19 protein-coding genes are annotated in these 20,694 nt (G+C 56.8%); 16 read left to right on the forward strand and 3 right to left on the reverse strand.

Translation table 11 applies throughout. The annotated features are described in order from the left end of the window. Nucleotides 1-73: 73 nt before the first annotated feature. The 6 genes from ffh to AP059_RS17080 all read left to right on the forward strand — a co-directional run bounded on the left by ffh (nt 74) and on the right by AP059_RS17080 (nt 4,158). The gene (gene ffh, locus AP059_RS17055) at nt 74-1,450 is read left to right on the forward strand and encodes a signal recognition particle protein (RefSeq protein ID WP_048363292.1); all 1,377 of its coding nucleotides are present in this window, start codon (nt 74-76) and stop codon (nt 1,448-1,450) included. Nucleotides 1,451-1,699: 249 nt separating this feature from the next. Next, a complete protein-coding gene (gene rpsP / locus AP059_RS17060) occupies nt 1,700-1,951 on the forward strand; it encodes a 30S ribosomal protein S16 (protein WP_048363293.1) in 252 nt (83 codons plus the stop codon). A gap of 5 nt (nt 1,952-1,956) precedes the next feature. Next, entirely contained in the window at nt 1,957-2,496 is a 540-nt protein-coding gene (rimM, locus tag AP059_RS17065) for a ribosome maturation factor RimM (protein WP_048363294.1), read from the forward strand. 2 nt (nt 2,497-2,498) lie between these two features. Beyond that, nucleotides 2,499-3,251, forward strand: coding sequence for a tRNA (guanosine(37)-N1)-methyltransferase TrmD (gene trmD / locus AP059_RS17070; RefSeq protein ID WP_048363295.1), 753 nt, complete (start codon nt 2,499-2,501; stop codon nt 3,249-3,251). A 45-nt stretch (nt 3,252-3,296) separates the two neighbouring features. Continuing rightward, the gene (gene rplS, locus AP059_RS17075; protein WP_003440273.1) at nt 3,297-3,647 is read left to right on the forward strand and encodes a 50S ribosomal protein L19; all 351 of its coding nucleotides are present in this window, start codon (nt 3,297-3,299) and stop codon (nt 3,645-3,647) included. A 97-nt stretch (nt 3,648-3,744) separates the two neighbouring features. Further along, nucleotides 3,745-4,158, forward strand: a complete 414-nt coding sequence (locus AP059_RS17080) for an acyl-CoA thioesterase (protein ID WP_059764421.1) — start codon at nt 3,745-3,747, stop codon at nt 4,156-4,158. Between the two features lie 175 nt (nt 4,159-4,333). Here the strand turns inward: AP059_RS17080 and AP059_RS17085 are convergent, their stop codons facing one another. Further along, on the reverse strand, nt 4,334-6,139 hold the full coding sequence (locus tag AP059_RS17085; RefSeq protein ID WP_059764423.1) for a cation:proton antiporter: 1,806 nt from the start codon (nt 6,137-6,139) through the stop codon (nt 4,334-4,336). 133 nt (nt 6,140-6,272) lie between these two features. Here AP059_RS17085 and xerD point away from each other — a divergent pair, with 133 nt between their 5' ends. The 6 genes from xerD to AP059_RS17115 all read left to right on the forward strand — a co-directional run bounded on the left by xerD (nt 6,273) and on the right by AP059_RS17115 (nt 13,771). Beyond that, entirely contained in the window at nt 6,273-7,169 is an 897-nt protein-coding gene (xerD, locus tag AP059_RS17090) for a site-specific tyrosine recombinase XerD (protein ID WP_059764425.1), read from the forward strand. Between the two features lie 147 nt (nt 7,170-7,316). Then, complete coding sequence (locus AP059_RS17095) at nt 7,317-8,048, forward strand: thioredoxin fold domain-containing protein (RefSeq protein ID WP_059764427.1); 732 nt, start codon at nt 7,317-7,319, stop codon at nt 8,046-8,048. Between the two features lie 136 nt (nt 8,049-8,184). Continuing rightward, on the forward strand, nt 8,185-9,489 hold the full coding sequence (locus tag AP059_RS17100) for a homoserine dehydrogenase (RefSeq protein ID WP_059764429.1): 1,305 nt from the start codon (nt 8,185-8,187) through the stop codon (nt 9,487-9,489). Nucleotides 9,490-9,595: 106 nt separating this feature from the next. Continuing rightward, on the forward strand, nt 9,596-11,005 hold the full coding sequence (gene thrC / locus AP059_RS17105) for a threonine synthase (protein WP_059764431.1): 1,410 nt from the start codon (nt 9,596-9,598) through the stop codon (nt 11,003-11,005). A gap of 119 nt (nt 11,006-11,124) precedes the next feature. Continuing rightward, nucleotides 11,125-13,224: a transporter substrate-binding domain-containing protein gene (locus AP059_RS17110; RefSeq protein ID WP_059764433.1), complete on the forward strand. Its 2,100-nt coding sequence runs from the start codon at nt 11,125-11,127 to the stop codon at nt 13,222-13,224. 139 nt (nt 13,225-13,363) lie between these two features. Beyond that, nucleotides 13,364-13,771, forward strand: a complete 408-nt coding sequence (locus tag AP059_RS17115) for a response regulator (RefSeq protein ID WP_120752345.1) — start codon at nt 13,364-13,366, stop codon at nt 13,769-13,771. 168 nt (nt 13,772-13,939) lie between these two features. Here the strand turns inward: AP059_RS17115 and AP059_RS17120 are convergent, their stop codons facing one another. Beyond that, a complete protein-coding gene (locus AP059_RS17120; RefSeq protein ID WP_082706823.1) occupies nt 13,940-14,824 on the reverse strand; it encodes a TIGR02285 family protein in 885 nt (294 codons plus the stop codon). 49 nt (nt 14,825-14,873) lie between these two features. Next, a complete protein-coding gene (locus tag AP059_RS17125) occupies nt 14,874-16,073 on the reverse strand; it encodes a CaiB/BaiF CoA transferase family protein (RefSeq protein ID WP_059764437.1) in 1,200 nt (399 codons plus the stop codon). A 134-nt stretch (nt 16,074-16,207) separates the two neighbouring features. Between AP059_RS17125 and AP059_RS17130 the strand changes: the two genes are divergently transcribed. From AP059_RS17130 to AP059_RS17145, 4 genes are all read left to right on the forward strand, one after another. Then, nucleotides 16,208-16,750, forward strand: a complete 543-nt coding sequence (locus AP059_RS17130) for a YaeQ family protein (RefSeq protein WP_059764439.1) — start codon at nt 16,208-16,210, stop codon at nt 16,748-16,750. Between the two features lie 53 nt (nt 16,751-16,803). After that, nucleotides 16,804-18,513, forward strand: coding sequence for a single-stranded-DNA-specific exonuclease RecJ (recJ, locus tag AP059_RS17135; RefSeq protein WP_048363306.1), 1,710 nt, complete (start codon nt 16,804-16,806; stop codon nt 18,511-18,513). A gap of 140 nt (nt 18,514-18,653) precedes the next feature. Next, complete coding sequence (locus tag AP059_RS17140; RefSeq protein WP_059764441.1) at nt 18,654-19,760, forward strand: NADH:flavin oxidoreductase/NADH oxidase; 1,107 nt, start codon at nt 18,654-18,656, stop codon at nt 19,758-19,760. A 191-nt stretch (nt 19,761-19,951) separates the two neighbouring features. Next, nucleotides 19,952-20,665 carry a tellurite resistance TerB family protein gene (locus AP059_RS17145; protein ID WP_059764443.1) on the forward strand — a complete coding sequence of 238 codons (714 nt, stop codon included), beginning with the start codon at nt 19,952-19,954 and terminating at the stop codon, nt 20,663-20,665. The last annotated feature ends 29 nt before the right edge of the window (nt 20,666-20,694 follow it).

The following is a 20,694-nucleotide window of genomic DNA, read 5'->3' on the forward strand; positions in this document are numbered from 1 at the left end:
CTCGCCGAGCATCAGTTTTACACGGGCTGGGCCGCAATAACCCCGGTCTACTTTGGGCCTGAAAGGATCGCGCATGTTTGAAAATTTAACCGACCGTCTCTCGCAGACGCTGCGCCATGTCACCGGCAAGGCCAAGCTGACCGAGGACAATATCAAAGACACCCTGCGCGAAGTGCGCATGGCGTTGCTGGAAGCCGACGTGGCTTTGCCAGTGGTCAAAGACTTCGTCAACGCGGTCAAAGAGCGCGCTGTGGGCACAGAAGTGTCGCGCAGCCTGACGCCGGGCCAGGCGTTTGTGAAGATCGTCCAGGCTGAACTCGAAAGCCTGATGGGCGCTGCCAACGAGGATTTGATCCTCAACGTCACGCCGCCTGCTGTTATTTTGATGGCCGGTTTGCAGGGTGCGGGTAAAACCACCACCGCTGGCAAGCTGGCGCGCTTCCTTAAAGAGCGCAAAAAGAAAAGCGTCATGGTGGTTTCGGTTGACGTTTACCGTCCGGCGGCGATCAAACAGCTGGAAACCCTGGCGGGTGAAGTGGGCGTTACGTTCTTTGCGTCCGACATCAGCCAAAAGCCGGTTGCGATTGCGCTGGCGGCTATTAATGAAGCCAAGCTCAAGTTCATTGATGTCGTAATTGTCGATACCGCGGGTCGCCTGCACATCGACGCCGACATGATGGCCGAGATTCAAGCGCTGCACGCCGCGGTCAAGCCGGCAGAAACCCTGTTCGTGGTTGACGCCATGACCGGTCAGGATGCCGCCAACACGGCCAAGGCCTTCGGCGACGCGCTGCCGCTGACCGGTGTGATCCTGACCAAGGTCGACGGTGATGCCCGTGGCGGTGCTGCACTGTCCGTGCGTGCAATCACGGGCAAGCCGATCAAGTTCCTCGGCATGGGCGAGAAGAGCGACGCGCTGGACCCGTTCCACCCGGACCGTATTGCGTCACGCATTTTGGGCATGGGCGATGTGCTCAGCCTTATCGAGCAGGCCGAACAGACCCTCGATAAAGACAAAGCCGACAAGCTGGCCAAAAAGCTCAAGAAAGGTAAGGGCTTCGACCTCGAAGACTTCCGCGATCAGCTGCAACAGATGAAAAACATGGGCGGCCTGGGCGGTCTCATGGACAAACTGCCGAACATGGGTGGTGTGAATCTGGCGCAAATGGGCAATGCCCAGGGCGCAGCAGAGAAACAGTTCAAACAAATGGAAGCCATCATCAACTCCATGACCCCGGCCGAGCGCCGCGACCCTGACCTGATCAGCGGTTCGCGCAAACGCCGTATTGCCATGGGCTCCGGCACGCAAGTGCAGGACATCGGTCGCTTGATCAAGCAGCACAAGCAGATGCAAAAGATGATGAAAAAGTTCTCGGCTAAAGGCGGCATGGCCAAAATGATGCGCGGCATGGGCTCGATGATGCCCGGCGGCGGCATGCCAAAAATGTAAATCACCTGCGCAAGCGCTTGCGTTTGCGCGGCTCGCAGCAATGCGAGACCCCCAGCAAACCCGCACAGTGCGGGAGCTGACCTGTCGCCATTCGTGGCGGCCTTATAGCAAATCTGGGTGTTATGCCAATAGGCGCCAGAAAAAGACATTTGCAAAAGTCCGGATATTCCTTAGAATATGCGGCCTTTCGGGCACCTATGCCCGCTGTGCATTTAGATTTGCAGCACCGACTACAGGAATGATGTTCACATGCTAACAATCCGTCTTGCCCTTGGCGGCTCCAAAAAGCGCCCGTTTTACCACTTGACCGTTACCGATAGCCGTAACCCACGTGACGGTTCCCACAAGGAACAAATTGGCTTCTTCAACCCGGTTGCCCGTGGTCAGGAAGTTCGTTTCTCCGTTAAAGAAGACCGTCTGGCTTACTGGTTGAGCGTTGGCGCAACTATGTCTGAGCGTGTTGCTCAGCTGGTTAAAGTAAATGCTAAGGCTGCGGCCTGAGCAATATGAGCGTGACGCCTGAAACTGCTGATGATTTGATCGTTATCGGCAAAATCTACTCGATTCACGGCGTACGCGGCGAAGTGAAGGTTTATTCCTTTACGGATCCAATTGATAACCTGTTGGACTACAAAAAGCTGACGCTTCGGCGCGGCAATGATGTACGACAGGCAGAGCTGGTCAGTGGCCGTTCTCACAACGGCAAGTTTCTGGTTGTAAAGCTCAAGGGTCTCGATGACCGTGACGAAGCAGGTCTTCTTCGCGAATTTGAAATCTGCGTGCCGCGTAACCTGTTTCCTGAACTGACCGACGGCGAGTACTACTGGTACCAGCTGCAGGGACTGAAAGTGACCAACCTTGAAGGGCAACTGCTCGGCAAGATTGTTGACCTGATGGAAACTGGCTCGAACGATGTCATGGAAGTCAAACCTTGCCCAGGAAGTCTGGATGATCGTGATCGCTTGTTGCCCTATACAGAGCAATGCGTGTTGAGCGTCGACCTGGCGGCTGGCGAGATGAAGGTGGATTGGGATGCGGATTTCTAAGCGTGGCTAAATTGCGCGTAGAAGTGATCAGTTTGTTTCCCGAAATGTTTTCTGCCATCAGCGACTACGGCATCACCAGTCGCGCGGTGAAACAAGGGCTGTTGCAGCTCACCTGTTGGAACCCGCGAGACTACACAACGGACCGACATCACACTGTGGACGATCGCCCATTTGGCGGTGGTCCGGGCATGGTGATGAAGATCAAGCCTCTGGAAGATGCACTGGTTCAGGCCAGAAACGCAGCCGGAGAGGCGGCGAAGGTGATTTACCTGTCGCCCCAAGGCCGTCAACTGAATCAGTCGGCGGTACGCGAACTGGCGAATGAGGAAGCATTAATCCTCATTGCAGGTCGTTATGAAGGCATTGACGAGCGTTTTATAGACGCTCATGTCGATGAAGAGTGGTCAATTGGTGACTATGTATTGTCTGGCGGCGAGCTGCCGGCGATGGTGCTGATTGATGCGGTTACACGACTGCTGCCTGGAGCTTTAGGGCATGCGGACTCCGCCGAGGAAGATTCCTTTACGGATGGTCTGCTGGATTGCCCGCACTACACCCGACCGGAGGTGTATGCGGATCAGCGTGTTCCCGACGTATTGCTTAGTGGCAATCATGCACACATCCGGCGTTGGCGTTTACAGCAGTCCCTTGGGCGGACCTATGAACGACGCGCCGATCTTCTGGAAAGCCGCTCGCTTTCTGGAGAAGAGAAGAAGCTGCTCGAGGAATACATCCTCGCGCGGGACGATAGTTAACAACGTATCGATGGTAGATCCGACGATCTACCTTAGGAGCACAGCATGACTAACAAAATCATCCTTGCACTCGAAGCAGAGCAGATGACCAAAGAGATCCCTCCTTTTGCCCCGGGCGACACCATTGTCGTTCAGGTGAAAGTGAAGGAAGGCGATCGTTCGCGTCTGCAAGCTTTCGAAGGTGTAGTGATTGCCAAGCGTAACCGTGGCGTGAACAGTGCTTTCACTGTTCGTAAAATCTCCAACGGTGTTGGCGTAGAGCGTACTTTCCAGACCTACAGCCCGCAAATCGACAGCATGGCTGTTAAGCGTCGCGGTGACGTTCGTAAAGCCAAGCTGTACTACCTGCGTGACCTGTCCGGTAAAGCAGCTCGCATCAAGGAAAAACTGGCTTAAGTCCAGCTTCCCGATGCAGAAAAAAGCAGCCTTCGGGCTGCTTTTTTGTTGCCTGAGATTTGTCAGACCTTTGTCCAGTTGTAGGTACCAAGCAAGCATGATTTCGCGTGAGCAAGAGATTCAACGCCGGACCGAGCTGTCCGTTACCCGCATCACCAAAGCTGTATTCCCTTCGACCACCAACCACCACAACACCTTGTTTGGCGGCACTGCACTGGCCTGGATGGACGAAGTGTCGTTCATTGCCGCGACCCGTTTCTGTCGGCTGCCGTTGGTGACCGTGTCCACCGATCCCATCAACTTCAATCACCCGATAGCGGCAGGTTCAATTGTGGAGCTGGTGGGCCGGGTGGTGAAAGTCGGCAACACCAGCCTCAAGGTTGAAGTTGAAGTGTATGTAGAAAGCATGAGCTGCGATGGCCGTGAATTGGCGATCCAGGGCTTGTTCAGCTTCGTGGCGATTGATGACGACAAACGCCCGGTGCCCGTGTTGCCAGGGTTTGCGCCATAACGGTGTAGCAAGCGCGGTGCACGCCTGTGGGCGCATTACGCGTCAGCCCAGGCAGATTGCCGAAGGCGACGTCCGATTGCGCAGTAATCCTAACCCGATGACCGCGGTGTCTCTGGGGCACCTGGTTGAAGGGTTTAGCGAGTGCTGCGCGCCCGGACGCAGCCTCGCTTATGCGTCAGTCGCTACTGGGTTGCCTGATCAACGCCAGTAGCGTCCAGCCAGCGCCCGGCTTCAAGTCGCTGTCAGGTGTCACCACATGCACCCAGCCGGTTTTATCGCGCGCAAACAGCAATGTGGCGCGCTCACCATGCAGCGCCTGATAGTCCTCCCACGTGAACGCGTCGGTGAGCAGTGTGCTGTAGATTTCAGCGCCCTGATTCAGGTCGCTCACCAACTGGCTGTAGGTCAGTGCCCGATCCCCAAAGGCTTGCCCGCGATGTTCATGGCTGGCGCGATGTTTGTCGGTACGACGGCTTTCCTGGTTGTTGGTCAGTGCATACAAGCGTTGTGGCCCAAATTCATGCCGAAAGCGTGTGGCAGCCAGTGTGTTGAGCTCACCCGATGGTGACAGCGCAAGCAGGTGGCCCAGGCCGACTAAATCCAGATGCGATTCGGCATGTTCCGACGCCGGGTTGCCAAAGTAAGTCGGCAGGTTGTCCATGCGTGCAGCGCGGATGTTTTCCCAGTTTGAATCCGTCAGCAGCACCCGGCTGCCCAGTTGGTGCAGCGCTTTGGCGATGAGGCGGGCAGGACCGTTGGCGCCCACGATCAAAAAGCCGCTGGGTGGCGGTTCAGCGACCTTGAGCAAGCGCGCAAGCGGTCGAGCGGTGGCACTTTGTAACACCACGGTGCCGATGATCACGGCGAAGGTCAGGGGGACCAGCAGCAGTGCGCCTTCATGCCCTGCTTCGTCCAGACGAATGGCAAAAATCGCTGAGACTGCTGCGGCCACAATACCGCGTGGTGCAATCCAGGCCAGCAAGGTGCGTTCGCGCCAGTTCAGCGTTGAGCCAAAGGTGCAAAGCAATACATTCAGTGGCCGCGCGATGAACTGAATAATCAGCAGCAAGACCAGTACCGCCGGGCCAAGGCCGATCATTGCGTTCAGGTCGAGGCGGGCGGCCAGCAATATGAACAGGCCCGAAATCAGGAAGATGCTGAGGTTTTCTTTGAAGTGCAGAATATTGCGCACATCAACCCCTTTCATGTTGGCCATCCACATGCCCATCAGCGTGACTGCCAGCAAGCCGGATTCATGCATCACCTGATTGGCCGCGATAAACACCGCCAATACCACCGCGAGTGTGGCGAGGCTATGCAGATATTCGGGCAGCCATTGCTTGCGCAATACGTGGCCAGAGACCCAGCCGCCCACGATGCCAAACACACTGCCGCATACAATCACCCCGGCAAAGGTCAATAAACTGTGGCTCAGGCCGTCACCACTGGCGCTGGCAATGATGAAGCTGTAGACCACCACCGCGAGCAATGCACCAATTGGGTCGATGACGATCCCTTCCCAGCGCAAAATATTGGCAATTGATGCTTTGGGCCGTACCACGCGTAACATCGGCACAATCACGGTCGGCCCGGTCACCAGCGTCAGGGTGCCGAACAGCAAGGCCAGCAGCCAGTCAAAACCCAGCAGCCAATGAGTGGCGAGGGTGATTACGGCCCATGTCGAGAGCGCGCCCACGGTCACCAGTCGATGCACGACGGTGCCGATTTCGCGCCACTCGGACAGGTGCAGCGTCAGGCTGCCTTCGAACAGAATCAGTGCCACTGCCAGTGATACCAAGGGCATCAGCAGCGGGCCAAACAGCTGTTGCGGATTTAGCCAACCCAATACCGGGCCGAGTAAAATCCCCGCCAGCAACAAAAACAAAATGGCGGGCAGCTTCAGCCGCCAGGCCAGCCATTGGCAGCCCAGAGCTGCGACCCCGATGCCACCGAACGTCAGCAGAATCTGTTGTTCATTCATAAAGGGTCCTTTGCGTGCCGAGTAAGTGGAGCTTTGTGTTTATGCCCAGAGCCGGCTATGAAAGACTAGCGGCCACTTTCACCGTTCACTTTTTATTTTTGCGTGGCCTTGTGGCTGTGCCTGTCGAGAACCGATGCCTGCTATAGATGACCCACTGATCGACCGCTTTCTGGATGCCTTGTGGCTGGAAAAAGGCCTGTCCGACAATACCCGTTACGCGTATCGCAGCGATTTGGCGTTATTTAATGGCTGGCTGCAGGAACGTGGCATTGAGTTGATTCATGCCGGGCGCGAGCTGATTCTCGATCACTTGGCGTGGCGCCTTGATCAGTTGTACAAACCCCGTTCAACAGCGCGATTCTTGTCAGGTGCGCGTGGCTTTTATCGCTATCTGTTGCGTGAAAAGCTGATTGCGGTTGATCCAACCTTGCAAGTCGATATGCCGCAGCTGGGAAGGCCGCTGCCCAAATCGTTGTCAGAGGCAGACGTAGAAGCCTTGCTGACCGCACCTGATTTGAGTGAGGCCATCGGCCAGCGTGACCGCGCCATGCTGGAGGTGCTTTACGCCTGTGGGCTGCGTGTGACAGAGCTGATCAGCCTGACACTGGAGCAGGTCAACTTGCGCCAGGGCGTATTGCGCGTCATGGGCAAGGGCAGCAAGGAGCGCCTGGTGCCGATGGGGGAGGAGGCCATCGTGTGGGTTGAGCGCTACATGCGCGATGCGCGGCATGAACTGTTAAATGGGCGGCCCAGCGACGTGCTGTTTCCCAGCCAGCGGGGTGAGCAAATGACGCGTCAAACGTTCTGGCACCGCATCAAGCATCAAGCCCGCGTCGCAGGCATCGACAAGTCATTGTCACCGCACACCTTGCGTCATGCTTTCGCGACCCACCTGCTCAACCACGGAGCCGACCTGCGCGTGGTGCAGATGCTGCTCGGGCACAGCGATTTATCCACCACCCAGATTTACACCCATGTGGCGCGTGCTCGCCTGCAAGACCTGCATGCTCAACATCATCCGCGAGGCTAAGTTGTTTGCCGTGCTCTTGCGTTGGTCACAGTCGGCCTTGAAAGCCATTTGTGGTAGGCTTTGCGGGTTTAGAAAACGGGCCACTGACGCCCTTTTTTGTCTCGGGGCATTCAGGTTTGGCCGTTTTGTCCGCCTTCAGGAGTTTTCATGCGCGTGACCCATATTTTTGCCGCCGCAGCCCTTGCGTTGGTCAGCACCTTTTCATTTGCCGACACCGGCGCCGAGCAAGCCATCCGTAAAAGCCTTGAAACGCTGCAACTGGATGTTCCGGTAGAAAGCATCAGTGCCAGTCCGCTGGCGGGCCTGTATGAAGTCAAGCTCAAGGGCAGCCGCGTACTGTATGCCAGCGCGGATGGCCAGTTCATCGTGCAAGGCTATATGTTCCAGCTCAAAGACGGTAAGCCGGTCAACCTGACCGAAAAAGCCGAGCGTGTAGGTGTCGCCAAGTTGATCAACGGGATTCCCGTTGCAGAAACCGTGGTGTACCCGGCCATCGGCGAAACCAAGTCGCACATCACTGTTTTTACCGATACCACCTGCCCTTATTGCCACAAACTGCATGAAGAAGTGCCTGAGCTGAACAAAATGGGCATTGAAGTGCGTTACGTTGCGTTCCCGCGTCAGGGCCTGGGTTCGGCCGGTGACCAGCAGCTGCAAGCGGTCTGGTGCTCGAAAGACAAGAAAAGCGCCATGGACAAAATGACCGACGGCAAAACAGTCGACGCTCCTAAATGCGCCAACCCGGTGGCCAAGCAATTTGCCTTGGGTCAGTCCATTGGGGTCAATGGTACGCCTGCCATCGTTTTGGCCGATGGCCAGGTCATTCCGGGCTATCAGCCGGCAGCACAGGTTGGCAAGCTGGCACTCAGTGTTAAATAATCCTGCCTCGTCACGCTAAGCCTTTGACGAGCATGGCCGGGCAGCTCCGTTGCCCAGTCATTTATAGAGAACCGTGGCAGTCCACGGTTGTATTCCACGGCCGGCCTTGAGTCGGCCGTTTTATGGGGAGTTCAGCGTGAATCCGGTCAAAGTAGGCATCTGTGGACTAGGGACCGTCGGTGGCGGCACCTTCAACGTACTTAAGCGTAACGCCGAGGAGATTGCCCGCCGTGCCGGGCGTGGTATCCAGGTTGCGCAAATTGCCCTGCGTACGCCAAACCCTCAGTGCGACATTACCGGTACCCCCATTACCCACGATGTATTCGCCGTGGCAACCAATCCTGAAATCGACATCGTCATCGAGCTGATTGGCGGTTACACCATCGCCCGCGAGCTGGTACTCAAAGCCATCGAAAACGGCAAGCACGTAGTCACGGCCAACAAGGCGCTGATTGCCGTGCACGGTAACGAGATCTTCGCCAAGGCGCAGGAAAAGGGCGTAATCGTGGCGTTTGAGGCCGCTGTAGCGGGCGGTATCCCGGTGATCAAGGCCATCCGTGAAGGGTTGTCGGCCAACCGTATCAACTGGGTAGCGGGCATCATCAACGGCACGGGTAACTTCATCCTTACCGAGATGCGTGAAAAAGGCCGCACCTTTGAAGACGTATTGGCCGAAGCACAAGCACTGGGCTATGCCGAAGCCGATCCGACTTTCGACGTTGAAGGCATCGACGCCGCGCATAAGCTGACCATTCTGGCGTCCATCGCGTTCGGTATCCCGCTGCAATTCGACAAGGCCTACACCGAAGGCATCACCAAGCTGACAACCGCTGATGTGAATTACGCCGAAGCACTGGGCTATCGCATCAAGCACCTGGGTGTTGCACGCAGCACGGCCAGCGGCATCGAATTGCGTGTTCACCCCACCCTGATCCCGGCTGATCGCCTGATCGCCAACGTCAATGGCGTAATGAATGCGGTGATGGTCAACGGTGATGCTGCCGGCTCAACCTTGTTCTACGGCGCTGGCGCTGGCATGGAACCGACCGCGTCTTCGGTCGTCGCAGACCTGGTCGACGTGGTTCGCGCCATGACCAGTGACCCTGAGAACCGCGTGCCGCACCTGGCCTTCCAGCCCGATGCACTGTCCGACCACCCGATCCTGCCGATCGAAGCCTGCGAAAGCGCTTATTACCTGCGTATTCAGGCCAAGGACCATCCAGGTGTCCTGGCGCAAGTGGCCAGCATCTTGTCCGAGCGCGGTATCAACATTGAATCGATCATGCAAAAAGAAGTCGAAGAACACGACGGTCTGGTGCCCATGATCCTGCTGACCCACCGTGTACTTGAGCAAAGCATGAACGATGCCATCACCGCGCTTGAAGCGTTGCAAGGCGTCGTCGGCCCGGTGGTCCGTATCCGCGTTGAGCATCTAAATTAATCAATAGCGGCAAGCGTCTTGTTGCGCGCCACATGTTCAAAGCCCCTGTGCTTGACGTGTGGCCGGTGGCCAAACCGCTTGCAGCTCACCTCGAAGGTTCGCCCTAATGCGCTATATCAGTACCCGCGGCCAGGCACCGGCCCTGAATTTTGAAGACGTGTTGCTGGCCGGTCTGGCCAGCGATGGCGGCTTGTACGTGCCAGAAAACCTGCCACGTTTCACTCAAGAAGAAATCGCTTCCTGGGCTGGTCTGCCTTATCACGAGCTGGCATTCCGAGTGATGCGTCCGTTTGTGACAGGCAGCATCCCGGATGCCGACTTCAAAAAAATACTGGAAGACACCTACGGCGTGTTTGCTCACGCTGCGGTTGCACCCTTGCGTCAACTCAATAGCAACGAATGGGTCATGGAGCTGTTCCACGGCCCGACCCTGGCGTTCAAAGATTTCGCCTTGCAATTGCTCGGCCGCCTGCTCGACTACGTGCTTGAAAAGCGCGCAGAGCGCGTGGTCATTGTTGGCGCGACGTCCGGCGACACCGGCTCTGCGGCGATTGAAGGCTGCAAGCACTGTGAAAACGTCGATATTTTCATCCTGCACCCCCATAACCGGGTGTCTGAAGTGCAGCGTCGTCAAATGACGACACTCTTGGGTGACAACATTCACAACATCGCCATTGAAGGTAACTTCGATGACTGTCAGGAAATGGTCAAAGCCAGTTTTGCCGATCAAGGCTTCCTGAAAGGCACGCGCCTGGTGGCGGTTAACTCGATCAACTGGGCGCGGATCATGGCCCAGATCGTTTACTACTTCCATGCAGCGTTGCAGTTGGGCGGGCCTCAGCGCTCCGTCTCGTTCTCGGTGCCTACCGGTAACTTTGGTGACATCTTCGCCGGTTACCTGGCACGCAACATGGGGTTGCCGATCAACCAGTTGATCGTTGCCACCAACCGTAACGACATCCTGCACCGCTTCATGAGCGGTAATCAGTACGCCAAAGACACCCTGCACGCGACCCTGTCCCCGTCGATGGACATCATGGTGTCCTCGAACTTCGAACGCTTGCTGTTCGATCTGCATGGGCGCAACGGTGCAGCGGTTGCAGGCTTGATGGACACCTTCAAGCACAGCGGCCACTTCAGCGTTGAAGACGACCGCTGGACCGAAGCACGCCGCCTGTTTGACTCGCTGGCCGTGGATGACGCCCAGACTTGTGAAACCATCGCCCAAGTGTTTGCTGAAACGGGCGAAGTGCTCGACCCGCACACCGCCATTGGCGTCAAGGCGGCCCGTGAATGCCGTCGCCACCTGGACACCCCGATGGTCATTTTGGGAACGGCACACCCGGTCAAGTTCCCGGATGCCGTTGAGAAAGCTGGCGTAGGAAAAGCGCTGGAACTCCCAGCTCATCTTTCTGACTTGTTTGAGAGAGAAGAGCGTTACACCGTGTTGGATAACGATCTCAAAGCGGTTCAAGCCTTTGTCAGCCAGCATGGCAACCGAGGCAAGGCGCTCTAAGCGGCGTTTTCTTACAGACTTTGAAGCCCGTCGCCTGACGGGCTTTTTAGTATCTGCGTGGCAAACTTGTTCCGTTCTCGCCCTCTTGGGCGGCTGAGTGGTCGGTCAAGGAAGCTGCAATGTTACGGTCTCTTCAGGCATTTGAATCATGGGTTTGTGCAGTGCTTTTCATCGGGTTGTTGAGCCTGGTGCCGTCGGCCAGTGCGGCCCAGGGGTTGCCCTTCAAGCTCCCGCAAAGCTTTGCCAGCTTTAACCCCTTGCGTCTGGATAACCAGCAAAAGCGCTGGCTTGAGTCGCATGGAACGCTGCGGGTAGGCATTACCCTTGACGATTACGAGCCTGTCGATATCACAAGCGACCGTAACCGTTATCAAGGCATCAGTGCCGACTACTTGAGCATCATTCGTGACAAGTTGGGCGCACAGGTTGAAGTGGTGGGCTATCGAAAACGTGCTGAGGCCGTTGCCGATTTGCTGAGTGGCAAAATCGATATGCTCGCCAGCGCCAATGGTTTTGAACGCGGTATAGAAGGTCTCGCTTTTTCTGACGATTACCTGATTGATCGGCCTGTCATTGTCGGCCGAGCCTTAGAGGCACAGCCTATCGAGAACTGGGTGGGTAAAAAGATCGGCTTTGTAGACGGTTACGTTGATATACAAGCGGCCCATGCCTTTTACCCTGACAGCCAGCTCATCATTACGCCCACCCTGCACAGCGCCATGGAAGCCCTGACTGAGGGCGATATTGATGCTTTCATCGGCAATGAAATCATTGTCCAGTCCTTTAAAAGTGTGAGGCCGTACTCCAAGTTGCGCATCTTGGGGAGCAGTGCCTTGCCGGTGTCCGGGTTTTCTTTTGCCACGCGCCTGGCCGACCGGCAAATGACTGACCTGATCAATCAAGTGTTGGGGAGTGTGGATGAAACCCTTTGCCGGGCGATTCTTGCGCGCTGGACCCACGGGCTTGAGGGCAGCATCGCGCAGCAACATATCGACCTGCTGCACAGTGAGCGAGAGTGGATCAAGGCCAATCCGGTGGTGACGCTGGCGAGTCAACAATTCCCCTTGTATACCTTCAGGAATATCGAGGGTGATTGGGAAGGTTTGAACATTGATATTCTGGCGCGCATTACACGCATGACCGGTTTGCAGTTTGCGCATATAGAAACCTTTTCAACGATGCAAACCCTGGACTTGCTCAAGGGGGGGATCGCACAAATGAATTCAACCTTGTCGATCAGTCAGGAGCGAAAAGCTTTTCTGAACTTCAGCTATTCCTATGGCGGCGCACCTTGGGTTTTTGTCGTACGTGCCCATGACTCCCGGCTGGGTTCACTTGATCAGTTAACGGGCAAGGTGCTGGCTCTTCCCGCCAAACACGCGCTAGAAGAGATGATCAGGCGTGAGTACCCGGGCATCACCGTCAAACGTGTCGATACCTTTGAGCAGGCGAGGGGGCTGGTTGAACGTGGCGAAGCCGATGCGACGATCCAGAGTGAAACGCAGGCGCATCTTTATCCTTCGGGTCGACTTAAAGTCGGGCGCAGTGTGGACGGGCGATGGTCCGCTGATACTTTTGCGGTGAATGTGCAGCAACCTGAACTGCTGAGCATTTTGAACAAAGCGCTGGAAGCCATGCCCATGACCGAGATTCGTACCTTGAGAAGCAAGTGGCTGGGCGGTGGTGGGGCCGCGGCAAATGTCGAAAGTGCCTTATACCACTCGTCCTGGTTGTATGCGGTCATGGCGGTGGTGAGTGCAATCAGCCTGTGGTTGTTTTTGTGCAATCGACAATTGCACAAAAAGATTGTGATTGGGCAGGCACGAGAAGGCGTATTGCGAGAAGACATTCTGTTACAGCAGCGTTTTTTGGACGGTATTCCGAGTCCGATTTTTGTGGTCGGTCTTAAAGCTGAAATTATTAGCTGCAATCGCAGTTATGAAGATCGCTTGTCCATTAAGTTGGAGCGTGTTGTGGGTTTAAACAGCATTGAAATCAACCTCTACCCCCAACCGCAGGCCGAGCAGTTTCATTGCGAGTTATTGAGCATGTTGCAAAGCCGAAAATCCTTTTATAAAAAGCGCTTTGTCGAGTTCAAGTCGGGAGGTCGATATATCTATCAATGGACGGTTCCTTTTTATTCAACGTCGGGGGAGTTGGAAGGCTTGATGGGCGGGTGGTTTGATATTTCAGAAATGAAGAAGTGGGACCCTCTGTGACAAGCAGGAGGTGCGCACTGCGTTGAATGGTTTTTGGTTATTCCTACTGGTATTTAGGACTAATCCTATACCTCGTCCATGTTGAGGCCACTAAAGTGCGTCTTCACGGTGAAACCATTCAGCCGGCCGAAGGCTCATGATGCGAACTCTCAAAATATTGATCCTTGAAGACAACCCTTTCCAGTTAATGGTCATGCACCAGATGCTGAACGCATGCCGCATTTTTGATGTGCTGACGGCTTCAAGCATTGAGTCTGCGCGCAGTTCCCTGGCCGTACGCGGAGCCATTGATATCGCCATTTGCGATCTGTATCTGGAAGATGCATCGGGGGTGGAGCTGATCAGTGAGTTGGCCGCTAAGCAGCATGCGTCGGCGTTAATTATTCAAAGTTGTGCCGCGCCCCATATCGTCGAGATGGCGGCACGCGACGCCCACAGGCAAGGGCTCAAGGTGTTGGGTTGCCTCACAAAGCCCGTCACTTTGAACCGTTTGAATCAGTTGCTTGAGAAATACCAGGTGGCCAATTTCAGATCCTGTCGCTATTGAGCATTTCATCGGCAAGGCAGGGAACCTTTATTCCGATATACCTGTCAGATTTTTCATCGACAGGGTCAGGCGTTTTGCTCCGATGCTTGTAGCCTGTCGAGCGGATCATTTTGATCCTGTTAAACCCCGAGTCGACACCCCACGGCTCGGGGTTTTTTTTGGTTTTTTTCAGCGGGGCAATAGCGGCTGAAGCGGCACGGGCCGTGCGTTCAGATAATCATCGTGCTGGTCAGGCGCTTGCCATTGGGTTTGTGAGTCGAACAGCGCCTGCGGGTCAATTTTTCTCAGCGCATGGTTAATGCTGATCATCGCCTCACGTCCTGCCGGTGTCGCCGTACAGCCGATGTAAATGGGCTGGTAAGTGGGTGCGCCGTGAATGCGGTAAAACACCAGGTTCTCGGGTGACAGGCCTTGCTGACGGGCTTTTGACTGAATTTCGGGCCAGTAGCCCAAAATGGCGCCTATTCGCCCCGCCTGTTGCATTTGCAGCAGGCTGCCCAAGGCATCGTTACCGTAATGGATGAAGACAGCGTCGGTTTCGCCTTGTGCCAGTTGTTCGTCTATCCAGACCCCGTAGCTGCGCTTGGCAACAATACCCAGCCTGATGGCCTGCGCATTGAGCATGTTTTTGAGCTCGACCGTTTGATCGCTGACAAACGGCGCAAGCAGTGCCTGGTCACTGCGTCGAATCACCAGGCCATTACTGTGCAAACCCATAATGGGGGTCGAATAAACAATTGAACGAGCGCGGGCCGGGTTCCATACCAGTGCCGGATCACAGGCCAGTGTTGTGCCTTCAAGCATTTGCAGGGCGCGTGCCCGATTGACCTTCACCACCTCGTGCTCATATCGGGGCAGGTTGGCGATCAGAAACGGCATGAGCTGGTCGATCACCCCGCGTCCTTTTTGTGGGCCCTCAAACACCGTCAAGGGCGGTAAATCACGCATTAGCCAAATGAGTTTTTCGGCTGCGTGGCTGGCGGGCGACCCCATCAACACGATCCATGCGATAAGCCCTGCCCACAGGTTTCGCCGCTGTGAGCGAATGGTCATTGTGCTGATCTCCTTAAACAGCCTCTAAAAATGGCGATCGGCATTCGGACTAAATGGCGCCCGAGCGCTTGAGTTCTGCAATGGCGTGCGTGTCATAACCCAGCGCGGCCAATACCTCATGATTGTGGGCACCCAGTTCAGGGCCCACCCAATCGGCTGAACCGGGCGTCTCGGACAGCCTGGGCACAATGCCAGGCATTTTAAAGTCTTTGCCGTCCGGTAGTTTGGCGTGCAAAAACATTTCGCGTGCCAAAAATTGCGGGTCGGTGAACATGTCTTCAGCTGAAAAAATGCGGCTGGCTGGCACTTGTGCCGCATTCAACTGTTCAAGCACGGTCTCAAGCGGTAATGAGGCGACCCAACGATCAATCACCCCATACAACTCATCGCGGCGCACGTCGCGCCCATCGTTACTGGCCAGCGCCGGGTCATTGGCTAAATCGTCGCGCCCCAGTGTGTGCATGAAACGTTTGAAAATGGCGTCGCCGTTGGCCCCGATCTGCACGTGTTTACCGTCCAGGCTGGTATGAATCGAGGAGGGGGTAATGCCTGGCATGATGTTCCCGGTGCGTTCGCGAATAAAACCGAACACATCGAACTCGGGAACCATGCTTTCCATCATCGCGAAAATGGCTTCATACAAGGCCACATCCACCACTTGGCCCAGACCGCCATTCACTTCACGATGACGCAGTGCCATCAACGCACCAATCACCCCCCACAGCGCGGCAATCGAGTCGCCGATGGAAATGCCGGTTCGCACCGGTGGCCGGTCCTCAAAACCTGTGATGTACCGCAAGCCGCCCATCGACTCGCCGACCGCGCCAAACCCCGGTTGGTCTTTCATTGGCCCGGTTTGGCCAAAGCCCGACAAGCGCACCATCACCAGTTTTGGGTTCAGTGCGTGCAACACGTCCCATCCCAGGCCAAGTTTTTCGAGCACACCGGGGCGAAAGTTCTCGATCAAAATGTCGGCGTCGGCCAGCAGTTCTTTGAGGACGTTCAAGCCGTCAGGGTGTTTAAGGTTCAGCGTCAGGGATTTTTTGTTACGCGCCTGCACAAACCACCACAGCGACGTGCCTTCATACAACTTGCGCCACTTGCGCAAAGGATCGCCGCCATCCGGGGACTCGACCTTGATCACCTGCGCGCCGAACTCGGCGCAAATGCGCGAAGCAAAGGGGCCGGCAATCAGGGTTCCCAGTTCAACGACTTTGAGGCCCGAAAGGGGTTTGGCGGCGAGCGGCATAAGTAATCCTTGTCCGGGAGCGAGCGGGTACAGCGTTTTAACATAGGACAGTGCCTGCAAGAAGCCGCAGAGTTCGTTGAACACGGACGTATCGGTTAGACTTGGCGCCTTTCTCTGTATCAAGAAGCCCGTTCATGGCCCAGCCGTCCACCACGTACAAATTTGAACTCAACCTCACCGATCTCGATCGCGGTGTGTATGAGAGCGTAAAACAGACCATCGCCCGTCACCCTTCGGAGACCGAAGAGCGTATGACTGTGCGTTTGTTGGCGTACGCCTTTTGGTACAACGAGCAACTGTCCTTCGGCCGTGGGCTGTCTGATGTAGACGAACCCGCGCTGTGGGAAAAAAGCCTGGATGACCGGGTGCTGCACTGGATCGAAGTCGGCCAGCCAGATGCCGACCGTCTGACCTGGTGTTCGCGTCGCACCGAGCGCACCAGCTTGCTGGCCTATGGCAGCCTGCGCGTGTGGGAAGGCAAAGTGATCCCGGCGATCAAAAACCTGAAAAACGTCAATGTCGCCGCCGTGCCCCAAGAAGTGCTCGAAACCTTGGCCAAAGACATGCCTCGGGTCATCAAGTGGGACGTGATGATCAGCGAAGGCACGATCTTTGTGACCGATGACCGTGGCCAGCACGAAGTGCAATTGCAATGGCTGACGGGCGAGCGCGGCTAAGCCGCACACGCTGCACAATTCAATCTTCAGTAACAGAGACTCTTCACCCGCTTATGCGCATCGAACCTCGCCCATTGCCACACATCCTGCCTTTTTTGGGCGAAATGCCGACGTTGCTCACACGGTTGTACGCCGCACGAGGTGTGCAATCTGAAGCGGAACTGGACAAAAGCCTGGCGCGCCTGATCCCGTTTCAGCAACTTAAAGGCATTGATGCCGCAGTGGATTTGCTGGTGGTGGCACTGGATCAGCGCCAGCGCATCCTCATTGTGGGTGACTTTGACGCCGACGGCGCCACGGCCAGTACGGTCGGCATGCTGGGGCTGCGTTTGTTGGGTGCCGCCCATGTCGATTACCTGGTGCCTAACCGGTTTGAATACGGCTACGGCCTGACCCCGGAAATCGTCGAAGTGGCCTTGACCCGCGAGCCGCACCTGCTGATCACTGTCGACAACGGCATCTCCAGCGTTGACGGTGTGGCCGCAGCGAAACGGGCAGGGCTGAGCGTGCTGGTCACCGACCACCACTTGCCGGGCACCGAACTACCGGCGGCTGACGCTATCGTCAACCCCAACCAGCCCGGTTGCGCGTTCCCCAGCAAAGCGTTGGCGGGAGTGGGCGTGATCTTTTATGTGCTGATCGCCCTGCGTGCCCGTTTGAAAGACCTGGGCCGCTATCAAGACAGCAAGATGCCGAACATTGCCGAGTTGCTGGACCTGGTGGCACTGGGCAGCGTGGCCGACGTGGTGCCGCTGGACGCCAATAACCGCATTTTGGTGCACCAAGGGCTTGAACGCATTCGCGCCGGGCGCGCGCGGCCGGGGCTTAAAGCCATTCTGGAAGTGGCCAAGCGCGATCACTCGCGCATCACCTCTACCGACCTGGGTTTTATCCTCGGCCCGCGTTTGAACGCGGCAGGACGACTGGACGACATGAGCCTGGGCATCGAATGCCTGCTCACCGACGACGCCAACGCGGCGCGGGCGATGGCCGTGCAACTGGACGAGATGAACCAGGACCGCAAAGCCATCGAGCAAGGCATGCAACGCGAAGCACTGGCCCAGCTTAAAGAGCTGCCGCTCGATTCAATGCCCTTTGGTTTGTGCCTCTTTGACCCGCAATGGCACCAGGGCGTGATCGGGATTTTGGCTTCGCGCCTGAAAGAGCGTTATTTCCGCCCCACGTTTGCCTTTGCCGATGCGGGCGATGGCGTGCTCAAAGGTTCTGGGCGCTCGGTGCCGGGCTTTCATATTCGCGATGCACTGAGTGTGGTTGCCGCCCAGCATCCAGATTTGATCGCCAAATACGGCGGGCACGCTATGGCGGCGGGCCTGACATTGCCGGTGGCCAATTTTGAGCTGTTTGCACAGGCGTTCGATGCCGAAGTGCGTCGCCAGCTGCGTGAAGAAGACCTGACCGGGCGCCTGTTGTCAGATGGCAGCCTGGCCGTCGAAGAGTTCCACCTCGAACTGGCAAGGGCGTTACGCACGGCCGGGCCGTGGGGGCAGCACTTCCCGGAGCCGTTGTTCCACGGTGTTTTTCAACTGGTCGAGCAGCGGATTGTCGGTGAGCGACATTTGAAAGTGGTGCTCAAAACCGAATGCGGCAGCGTGAAACTCGATGGCATCGCGTTTGGCATCGACCGTGAGGTGTGGCCCAACCCGACCATCCGTTTTGTAGAGCTGGCCTACAAACTGGACCTCAACGAGTTTCGTGGCAATGAAACCGTGCAATTAATGATTGCCCATATTGAGCCGCGCTAACCCTCGGTGATTTATTGAGGCCTCTGCCTGAATGTGAACCCCACCTCTTTCAGTGTTGTCGACTAGTCTCTGGGTACTGCTTGGTCGCCATCACGGGTCTGAGCAGCTTGGAGCCCGCCCACTGAAATGAGAGGTGACCCATGAGCCTGCTGCTCGAACCCTATTCCCTGCGCCAATTGATCTTTCCTAACCGCATCGCGGTCTCGCCGATGTGCCAATACTCCAGCGTCGACGGCTTGGCCAATGACTGGCACCTGGTGCACCTGGGCAGCCGTGCGGTGGGTGGCGCAGGGCTGGTCTTCACCGAGGCCACCGCCGTCACCGCCGATGGCCGCATCACCGCCCAAGACCTTGGGTTGTGGGATGACCAACACATTGAACCGCTGCAACGCATCACCCGCTTCATTCGGGCACAAGGCGCGGTTGCAGGTATCCAATTGGCTCACGCCGGACGCAAGGCCAGCACCCATCGCCCGTGGTTGGGCAAGCACGGCAGCGTGAAAGTCGAAGAGGGCGGCTGGGTGCCGGTGGGGCCATCGCCCATCGCCTTCGACCCCCAACACACCGCACCCACCCAACTGGACGAGGGTCAGATTCAGGACGTGATTCAAGCCTTTGTCGACGCCGCCAAACGTGCGTTAGAGGCGGGTTTTTCAGTGGTTGAAGTACACGCCGCGCATGGTTACTTGCTGCATCAATTCCTCTCGCCGTTGAGCAACCAGCGCCGCGACCAGTACGGCGGCTCCTTCGAAAACCGTATTCGTCTGGTCCTGCAAGTCACCGAAGCGGTGCGTGAAGTGTGGCCACAAGAGCTGCCGTTATTCGTTCGGGTCTCGGCCACCGACTGGGTGGAAGACGGCTGGAACCCCGACGAAACCGTTGAACTGGCGCGGCGCCTCAAAGCGTTGGGTGTGGACCTGATTGACGTGTCATCGGGCGGCACCGCGGCCAACGCAGAAATCCCCGTGGGGCCGGGTTACCAGACGCGCTTTGCCGAGCGCATTCGCAAAGAGTCAGGCATCGCTACCGGCACGGTAGGCATGATCACCGAGCCGGCGCAGGCCGAGCATATATTGCGCACCGGTCAGGCCGACTTGATCCTGCTGGCGCGTGAACTGCTGCGCGACCCTTACTGGGCCTTGCACGCCGATGACGACCTGGGCGGCAAACAGGCCACCTGGCCTGCCCAATACCAGCGGGCGACCCATCGCGATCAACCGATTCATGAATCGGACCTGCGTGATTGAAGCGCCGCTGTGCGATTTGCGCTGTAGGAGTGTCTGATAACGCTGCGGGGCAGGGCGTTATCGGCTGCACTTAATGTGGGTCTGGCCTACGCGGCGCAACATCTGGAAGCAATCGAACTGACCATAGCCGGTGATGGGGCACTACTCTGTCGGCCTGCTTTTTTCCTTAACCCCGTTGCTAGAGGCCTTGTATGAACACTCGTGGATTACTCGATCAGTTACTCAAGTCTGGCCAGGAATTGTTACAGAACAAAACCGGTGCTGCCAAAAGCAGCGCGGGAGCTGACAAAGGCGGGTTAGGCGGCCTGTTGGGCGGCGCTGGCGGGTTGGGCGGCTTGCTTTCGGGTGCGGGCGGTGGAGCGTTGGCGGCGGGCGCAATGGGCCTGCTGCTGGGCAACAAAAGCGCGCGCAAAATTGGCGGCAAGGCCATCACCTACGGTGGTTTGGCGGCTTTGGGCGTGTTGGCCTACAAAGCCTATGGCAACTGGCAGGCCAACCAGGGCAGCGCGCCCCAAACCGAGCCGCAAACCATTGATCGCCTGCCGCCACCGCAAGTTGAGCAGCACAGCCAGGCCATCCTTAAAGCGTTAATCGCGGCGGCCAAGGCCGATGGCCACATTGACGACCGTGAGCGTCAACTGATCGAAGGCGAGTTCAGCAAATGTAACAACGACCCCAAGACACAGGAGTGGCTGCAAGCCGAGCTGATCAAACCGTTGGACCCGGCCGAGGTGGCCCTCGCGGCGAGCACGCCGGAAATGGCGGCTGAAATGTACATCGCCAGCGTGATGCTGGTGGATGAAGACAGCTTCATGGAACGCTCGTATCTGGATGAACTGGCCAGGCAGCTAAAGCTTGATCCGGCGTTGAAAAACGAACTTGAAAAGCAGGTTAAACAGGCTTAAGGGTGAGGATTTGCTTAGGGTAGCGTCGC

Source organism: Pseudomonas sp. TAA207 (assembly GCF_001529285.1).
Classification (GTDB): domain Bacteria; phylum Pseudomonadota; class Gammaproteobacteria; order Pseudomonadales; family Pseudomonadaceae; genus Aquipseudomonas; species Aquipseudomonas weihenstephanensis.